At 71.7% G+C, this 7,743-nt stretch carries 9 protein-coding genes and 2 pseudogenes; 7 read left to right on the forward strand and 4 right to left on the reverse strand.

Going from position 1 to position 7,743, the window contains the following annotated elements:
- Window positions 1-687, reverse strand: a pseudogene (locus I59_RS01650) (aminopeptidase N); the annotation flags it as partial.
- Window positions 688-893: 206 nt separating this feature from the next.
- Here I59_RS01650 and I59_RS23790 point away from each other — a divergent pair.
- The 4 genes and pseudogenes from I59_RS23790 to I59_RS01665 all read left to right on the forward strand — a co-directional run.
- A pseudogene (locus I59_RS23790) lies at window positions 894-971 on the forward strand (disulfide bond formation protein DsbA); the annotation flags it as partial.
- Window positions 972-1,044: 73 nt separating this feature from the next.
- Window positions 1,045-1,455 (forward strand): hypothetical protein, encoded by a 411-nt coding sequence (locus I59_RS18880; RefSeq protein ID WP_307120418.1) that lies wholly within the window; start codon window positions 1,045-1,047, stop codon window positions 1,453-1,455.
- A gap of 180 nt (window positions 1,456-1,635) precedes the next feature.
- Complete coding sequence (locus I59_RS22480; protein WP_022902387.1) at window positions 1,636-1,782, forward strand: hypothetical protein; 147 nt, start codon at window positions 1,636-1,638, stop codon at window positions 1,780-1,782.
- The gene (locus I59_RS01665) at window positions 1,779-2,228 is read left to right on the forward strand and encodes a BLUF domain-containing protein (protein ID WP_022902388.1); all 450 of its coding nucleotides are present in this window, start codon (window positions 1,779-1,781) and stop codon (window positions 2,226-2,228) included. Before I59_RS22480 ends, I59_RS01665 begins: the two co-directional genes overlap by 4 nt.
- Here I59_RS01665 and I59_RS01670 read toward each other — a convergent pair.
- From I59_RS01670 to I59_RS01680, 3 genes are read right to left on the reverse strand one after another with little or no spacing between them, the layout of a single operon-like run.
- Window positions 2,215-2,814, reverse strand: a complete 600-nt coding sequence (locus I59_RS01670) for an acetyltransferase (protein WP_022902389.1) — start codon at window positions 2,812-2,814, stop codon at window positions 2,215-2,217. The genes I59_RS01665 and I59_RS01670 overlap by 14 nt on opposite strands.
- A gap of 9 nt (window positions 2,815-2,823) precedes the next feature.
- The gene (locus tag I59_RS01675) at window positions 2,824-3,444 is read right to left on the reverse strand and encodes a ScbR family autoregulator-binding transcription factor (protein WP_022902390.1); all 621 of its coding nucleotides are present in this window, start codon (window positions 3,442-3,444) and stop codon (window positions 2,824-2,826) included.
- Window positions 3,445-3,477: 33 nt separating this feature from the next.
- Window positions 3,478-5,028: an alpha-L-fucosidase gene (locus I59_RS01680; protein ID WP_022902391.1), complete on the reverse strand. Its 1,551-nt coding sequence runs from the start codon at window positions 5,026-5,028 to the stop codon at window positions 3,478-3,480.
- Between the two features lie 327 nt (window positions 5,029-5,355).
- Here I59_RS01680 and I59_RS18885 point away from each other — a divergent pair, with 327 nt between their 5' ends.
- From I59_RS18885 to I59_RS18890, 3 genes are all read left to right on the forward strand, one after another.
- Window positions 5,356-6,171 (forward strand): aldo/keto reductase, encoded by an 816-nt coding sequence (locus I59_RS18885; protein ID WP_261976489.1) that lies wholly within the window; start codon window positions 5,356-5,358, stop codon window positions 6,169-6,171.
- Window positions 6,168-7,199, forward strand: a complete 1,032-nt coding sequence (locus I59_RS01690; RefSeq protein WP_022902392.1) for a LacI family DNA-binding transcriptional regulator — start codon at window positions 6,168-6,170, stop codon at window positions 7,197-7,199. The genes I59_RS18885 and I59_RS01690 overlap by 4 nt, the downstream gene beginning before the upstream one ends.
- Window positions 7,199-7,743 (forward strand): RbsD/FucU family protein (locus tag I59_RS18890; RefSeq protein ID WP_261976490.1); only part of this gene is annotated, 545 nt, incomplete at its 3' end. The genes I59_RS01690 and I59_RS18890, both read left to right, overlap by 1 nt.

Genomic DNA, 7,743 nt, shown 5'->3' on the forward strand with positions numbered 1-7,743 from the left:
GTACTCGGGGTCGAGGAACTCGGCGAGCGACTTCCGCGCGAAGACGCCCAGCGGGATCGTGCGGCCGTCGCGGCTCGTCAGCTCGTCGCGGACGACCTCGTACGGCCCGGCGACGAGCGCGGTGATGTAGCTGGAGATCTTCGCGGTCGGGGGGAAGGACCACGTCGCGATCTCGCCGTCGACGTGCGGCTGGGGGGTCGGGGAGTTCGAGACGACCTGCCAGCGGGCCGGCGCGGTGACGGTGAAGGAGAACTGGGCCTTGAGGTCGGGCTGCTCGAACACGGCGAACATCCGCCGGGAGTCCGGGACCTCGAACTGCGAGTAGAGGTACACCTCGTCGTCGACGGGGTCGACGAAGCGGTGCAGGCCCTCGCCCGTGTTCGTGTAGAGCGCGTCGGACACGACCACGAGCTCGTTCTGCTCCTGCAGGTCGTCGAGCTGGATCCGGACGCCGTCGTTCACGGCGGCCACGTCGAGCGCGGCACCGTTCAGCGTGACGGTGTGCACGGTCTTCGTGATCGCGTCGATGAACGTCGAGGCGCCGGGGGTCGCGCTGAAACGCACGCGGGTGGTGCTGCCGAACGTCTCGGCACCGCGGGTGAGGTCGAGCTCGACCTCGTACGACTGCACGTCGACGACGGCGGCGCGCTCCTGGGCTTCGATTCGGGTGAGGTTCTCTCCGGGCACGGACGCTCCAACTTCCACTGGGGACGCGGACGGGTCGTTGTCCGCGTACGAGGGGTCCCGGCGCGGCGTCGTGCACCGGCGGGACGGTCGACTCCAGCCTAGCGAGCGCGCGTACGCTCGCATCCGTGACCGAGACGACTGTGGACAACACGACCGAACGCACCGCTGTGGACTTCTGGTTCGACCCGAACTGCCCGTGGGCCTGGATGACGAGCCGCTGGGTGGGTGAGGTCGAGCGCCAGCGTCCGATCGACGTCACGTGGCACGTCATGAGCCTCTTCGTCCTCAACGAGCACCAGGACGTCCCGGAGCCGTACCGGGAGCGGCTCACCGCAGGCCCAGGTCTACCCGCGGATCGTGACGGCCGCACGGCTCCGCCACGGCGACCAGGTCGTGAAGCCCCTCTACGACGCGCTCGGCGAGCACGTCCACCACCGGCAGGAGAGCGACCCCGAGCAGGTCGTCCCGACGGTGCTCGCGGAGCTCGGGCTCGACGCCGACCTGGTCGAGTACGCGTGGACGGACGAGGTCGACCAGGCCGTCCGTGCCAGCCACCAGGACGGCATCGACCGCGTCGGCCAGGACGTCGGGACGCCCGTCATCGCCGTCGAGGGCACCGCGTTCTTCGGCCCGGTCATCTCGCCGGCGCCGAAGGGCCAGGAGGCGCTCGACCTCTGGGACGGCGTCGTCGCGGTCGCGAAGTACCCGGGCTTCTTCGAGCTGAAGCGCTCGCGCACCGTCGGCCCGGTCTTCGACACCACCGTCTGACGCGAACGGTCGCCGCACAACCAAAGACGCGCGGAACCACGAGATCGTCTGGTTCGGTCTGACTTTGGTTGCGCAGGAGCGCAGGAGCGCAGGAGCGCAGGAGCGCAGGGCCGGGAGGCACGGGTCGCGCCCGGCAGGCGGGCGCGGCCCGCGGGGACGGCTCAGTCGAGCGGCAGTCGCATGAGTGTCAGGCTCGGGTTCCTCGGCGAGCACCTCGGGCTGCAGGCGGCGATGCTCGTCCCGGCCGGGCTGCTCGTGGTCTCCGCGTGCATCGCGTCCGCGACCAGGACTGCGCGATCCGGACAACGTTCGAGGCTCCCCGGATGACGCGCCAGGATGAGACGGTGCTCGTCTCCATCCTCTACATGAGCCGCGCGAACGTCCCCTTCGAGGACGGCGACATGCAGGAGCTCCTGACGGCGGCGCGGTTGCGCAACACCGCCCTCGGCGTCTCCGGGCTCCTGGTCGCGAAGGGCGGCCGGTTCATGCAGCTGCTCGAAGGACCCGCGTGGAGCGTCGACGACCGCTTCGCCGCGATCTCCCGTGATGCCCGGCACGGTGACGTGAAGTCGCTCGTCCGCGAGGACATCGACCGCCGACGCTTCGACGGCTGGGCGATGGCGTACCGCGCGCTCGAGGACGCCGACGTCGAGCAGCAGGAGGGGTTCAGCCCGTTCCTCACCAGCGACCTCGACTTCCCGCCCGAGTTCGACCGGACGAGCTCCGCCTGGCTGCTGAAGTGGTTCCGTTCGCGGGAACTCACCGACTCCTGACCGTCGCCGGCGGTCCGAGCGTCACCCACTCCTCGTCACGTCGGTACCCGAGCGCGGCGCAGGCGGCGATGATCGCCGGGTTGTCGTCCGAGCCTCCGGTCCGGAATCGGACGACGGCGTCGTCCTCGAGCAGGGCCAGCACGGACGCGGCCTTCACGGCCTGGCCGACGCCCGCGCCACGGTGCGTCCCGTCGACCACGGTGAACGCGGTCTCGACGGTGTCGCCCTCGACGTCGACGAACGTCATCCCGAGGAGCTCCCCGTCCGGCGTCAGCGCGCCGAACGCCCGCCGAGCCGCCGTGGGTGTGGCCGAGGATCGGGTCAGGGCGGTGTGCTGCGTGGCGACGCTCCCCGGGTAGTCGTGCACGGTGGCGGCGTCGAGCCGGAGGACGGCGTCGAGGTCGGCCGTGCCGAGTTCGCGGACCACGACCGGCGCGATCCGGTCGACGAGCGCGGTGAGCCTCGGCCGGTCGACGTGTGCGGCGTCGAGCTGCGCCGCCCATGACCGCGCGGTGATCCGCCACCCGGCGTCGAGACGTGCGGCGACCTCCGCGTGGTCGGCCGGCAGGACGGTGGTCTCCCCCATGCACCGAGCCTAGGCGCCGACGGGCTGGTCGCCGAAGAGCTCCGCGACGACGCCGAGCAGCCGCTCGCGGTGACGCGGGGCCGCGATGCCGGCGATCACGATCCGCCACATCGCCGCGACCGCCGGGAAGAGGTCCTGGCGGCCGGTCCGCACGGCGGACACGAGCTGCACCCCGGTGAACATCGGCACGACGGTCGCGCCGAGTTCCTCCGCGGACAGTTCCGTCCGCAGTTCACCGGCCGCGATCGCGAGGCGGAACAGGTCGCTGATCCCGCCGATCCACTGCTCGTAGAAGGCCGCCGTCGCCGCACCGAACTCGCCGCGTTCGAGGGAGAGCCGGATGCCCGCGCTCACGACGGGGTCGGTGAGGAGCATCCCGGCGATGCCCTTCGACGCCGCGACGAGCGCCACGGTGGGCGACGAGTCGACGTGGCTCACGACGTCGAAGGTCCTGACGTTCTGCTCGTCGATGACGCCGAGCGCGAGGGACACCTTCGTGGGGAAGTGGAAGTGCAGCGTCCCCTGCGGAACACCCGCCTCGCGGGCGACCGCCGCGATGGTCGTGGCGGCGTAGCCGACGCGCTCGAACTCGTGGGCGGCGGCCTCCAGGATCAGTGCGCGGCGTTCCACGCCTCCAGTCCGAGGGGTGCTCACCTCAGCGTGTCAGCCGTGCAGGCTGTCGGTCCGCTCCGGCGGCGTCTCCGGCTCGAGCCACACCTTCACCACGGGGCCGGAGTGCGGGCTCGTCGACCGCGGGACCACGACCTCGAGGGCCTCCACGGTCTGCGTCCAGGCGGTTTCGCCGTCGACGCCGAGCACCTGCACGCTCCTGATGGGACGGGTGAGCAGGCCGGCACCGCTGCCGAAGGACCGGATCCGGACCGTCCCGTCCGCGGGGTCGGCGAGGAGGACCGCGTGGACGTACTCGCCGGTGACGTCGGTGCGGCGGGTGAAGCGGACGTCCTCGGCGACGTACACCGGCAGGTCCGCGTCGACGAACGATCCCGCCTGCACGTGGGTCGGCCCCTCGCCCGACACGGTCCAGGGGCGCGTGCCGTAGATCGCCTCCCCGTTCACGACGAGCCAGCGCCCGATGTCCTCGAGCAGCTGCTGCTCCGGCTCGGGGATGGTGCCGTCCGGCTTCGGGCCGACGTTGAGCAGGAGCACCCCGTTCTTCGCGACGACGTCGACGAGCTCCGCCACGAGGTCCCGCGCGGTCTTGTAGTCGTGCCCCTCCACCCAGCACCACGCGGTCTTCGACACCGCGGTGTCGTTCTGCCAGACGAACGGCGGGGTGGCGCCCATCGCGCCGCGCTCGATGTCGTAGACCGCCGAGCCCTCGGCGAACGCCTGCCACTTGTAGTTGATGACGACCTCGCGGCCCCACTCGGCGGCGCGGTCGTAGTAGTACGCGGCGAGGGTCCGGAGCCACGGCTCGAACGCTGGCTGCTCGATCCACCAGTCGAACCACAGCACCTGCGGTCGGTACTTGTCGATCACCTCGACGGTCCGGAGCAGCCAGTCCTCCAGGTGCCGCTCGTTCGGCGCGGTCTCCTCCCGTTGCGCCGGGCCGTAGAAGTCGATGAACCGTGGGTCGAGCACGTCCGAGTCGAACCGGGTACCGCCGTTCATGAAGAACCAGTGCTCGGCCCGGTGCGACGACGCACCCCGGACCATGAACGCGTCGTCGACCGCGCCGAGGAGGTCACCGAACACGTCGCGCTCCGGTCCCATCCGGGCCGCGCTCCACCGGGAGCGGTCCGTGTCGTACATCGCGAACCCGTCGTGGTGCTCGGCGACCGGCACCACGAACTGCGCCCCGGCGCGACGGAAGAGGGCCGCCCAGGCGTGCGGGTCGAACCGCTCCATGGTGAAGGACGGGATGAAGTCCTTGTACCCGAACCCGGACTGCGGACCGTACGTCGCCACGTGGTGCTCGAACTCGGGCGTGCCCTCCCGGTACATGTCGCGCGAGTACCACTCGTTCCGGAACGCCGGCACGGAGTAGACGCCCCAGTGCAGGAAGACGCCGAACTTCGCGTCCTGGTACCAGCGCGGCGGCGTGTACCGCTGCAACGACTCCCAGGTCGCGTCGTACGGCCCCGCGGCGATCACCGCCCGGACCGCGGCCAGCGCCTCCGAGTTGTCGTGGACGTCGACCGGTTCCGGCAGGGTCTCCGGGTCGATGCGGGGCAGGTCGTGCGGTGCGGTCATCACTCCTCCTCGAGTTGCACGAAACGTTACGCTCCCGCCAGCCGGAGCGCTAGCCTGTGTCGTGACGGTCGATCCGAAACGTTCCGTCTACCGTTCGGCTCGTCGTGCTCCGGGTCGTCCGACCCGTCGCCCCGCTCCCGAGAGGACCACCCATGGACACCGCGACCACACGCACCCTGCGGACCGGCGCGACGATCCCCGTGATCGGCCTCGGGACCTTCGGTTCCGACCGGTACGGGCCGGAGGAGGTCGCGGCCGCCGTGCGCGGCGGACTGGAGCCGGGTACCGGCTCGTCGACTGCGCGGCGGTCTACCGAACAAGGCCGCGGTGGGCAGGGCGATCGCGGCGAGCGGTGTCCCGCGCGACGACCTCTTCGTTATGTCGAAGGTCTGGAACGACGCGCACGACCCGGACGCTGCCGTCGCTTCGGTCCGTCGTTCACTCCGGGACCTCGGCACCGACCACCTCGACGCGGTGTTCGTGCACTGGCCGTTCCCGAACCACCACGCGCCGCACGCCTCGGTCGAGGACCGCGACCGGACGGCGCGCCCGTACGACCACGCCGCCTACACGGCGCTGTGGCGTGCGCTCGAGGGGCTCGTCGACGAGGGGGTCGTGCGGCACCTCGGGACCTCGAACACCACCGTCCCGAAGCTCCGGCTGCTGCTCCGGGACGCCCGCGTGCTGCCGTCCCTCAACGAGATGGAGCTGCACCCGACGTTCCAGCAACCCGAGCTGTTCGGGTTCTGCGTGGACAACGACATCCAGCCCGTCGGCTACTCGCCGCTCGGATCGCCGTCCCGCCCCGAGCGCGACCGCACCGACGACGATCCGGTGGACGTGGAGCACCCGACCGTCCTCCGGATCGCCGAGGCCCACGGCGTGCACCCGGCCGTGGTGTGCCTGCAGTGGGCCGTCGCCCGCGGGCAGGTCCCGATCCCGTTCTCGGTCAAGCCGGAGCAGTACCGGGCGAACCTCGAGGGTGCACTCGCCGACCCGCTGACTCCCGACGAGCTCCGGGCGATGGCGGCGGTCGACCGAGGAGCACGGCTCATCAAGGGACAGGTGTTCCTGTGGCCCGGCGCCACGAGCTGGCACGACCTGTGGGACGAGGACGGCACGATCCCGGGCGGCCTCGCGTGACGGCGACCTACAAGGACCTGCAGCGCGAGACCGGGCTGTCGCTCGCGACGATCTCGAAGTTCTACAACGGCGGGACGGTCCGGGCGGAGAACGCCCGCGCCATCGAGCGTGCGGCGACGGCCCTCGGCTTCCTCCCGAACGCGTTCGCGCGGAGCCTGCGCTCCCGACGGTCCGGCACGATCGGGGTGCTCCTGCCCGCGCTCGACAACGACTTCCACCTGACGGTGATCGCCGGGGTCGAGAGCGCCCTCCGACCGACCGGCGGCAGCGTCATCGTGTCGTCGAGCCCGGACGCCGGGGCCGGAGCGGTCGACCTGCTGCGCAGCCGCATGGTCGACGGGATCATCGCCGTCCCCTCCCCGCACGACGTCGTCCCGCTCGCACGCGCCGCCGAGCACGTCCCCGTCGTGCAGATCGACTGGCGGGCGGACGGGCTCGAGACCGACGGGGTCTTCCTCGACAACGAGCGCGCCGGGGCCCTCGCCGCGCAGCACCTGGTCGACCACGGGCACCGGCGGCTCGGTGTGGTCGGTGGCGATCCCGCGGTGTCGACCATGCGCGGCCGGGTGCAGGGCTTCCGTGCCGCCGCCGCCCGGGCCGGGGTCGACCCGGCACCGGAGGCCGTGCTCACCGGTCCGCTCACGGTGGAGCACGGGCAGGCGGCGATGCAGCGGCTGCTCGTGCTGCCGGAGCGTCCGACGGCGGTCTTCTGCGCGAACCACGAGCTCACCATCGGGGCGGTGATCGCCCTGAACGAGTCCGGGCTGACCCTGGGTCGGGAGATGTCGGTCCTGGGGTTCGACGGCCGCGAGCTCGCGCAGGTGACGGTCCCGAAGCTCACCGTCATCGAACAGCCCACGCACGAACTCGCCGTACGGGCCGCCGACCGCATCCGGGAACGGCTCGCCGAACGGACCGCCGGGGCCACTCCCCCGGCGCCGCCGGTCGACGTCGTGGTCGCACCGCGGCTCGTCGCCGGCGGGTCCGTCGCCCACCTCGGACCATCCACGACGACCCCGGAGGACTGATGCTGCGCTACACGCTGACCCACCGCCCGACCCTGAGCGCGCTGGCCTCGCTCGGCCACGGGTCGCGGGTGCTCGTCGCCGACGGGAACTACCCGTTCGCGACCGCGATGCACCCCCGGGCGGAGCTCGTGCACCTCAACTGGCGTCCGGGCGTGCTCGACGTCGACGAGGTCCTGACGACGCTCCTCGACGCCGTGCCCTTCGAGGCCGCGACCGTGATGACGGCGCCGCCGGACGCCCCGGTGGCGGCGCACGACGGCTACCGGCGTATCCTCGGGCCGGACGTGCCGTTCGGGTCGCTCGACCGGTTCGCGTTTCTACGACGCCGTCCGGGCGCCGGAGACCGGGCTCGTCATCGCCACGGGCGAACAGCGGTCACACGCGAACTTGCTGCTCGAGGTCGGCTTCGTCGCGAGCGTCTGACCCCGTCGGCCGATCGCGAGGCGCCGCCGTCGTACGAAGTCCCCGTTGGCGGACAACGACGGCACCGTCCAATCCCCCCGTCCGAAAAGTTTGCCCCCGCAAGGGACAACCCGGCCGCCGT

The sequence above is a fragment of the Curtobacterium sp. B8 genome, from assembly GCF_000333315.1.
Classification (GTDB): Bacteria; Actinomycetota; Actinomycetes; order Actinomycetales; family Microbacteriaceae; genus Curtobacterium; species Curtobacterium luteum.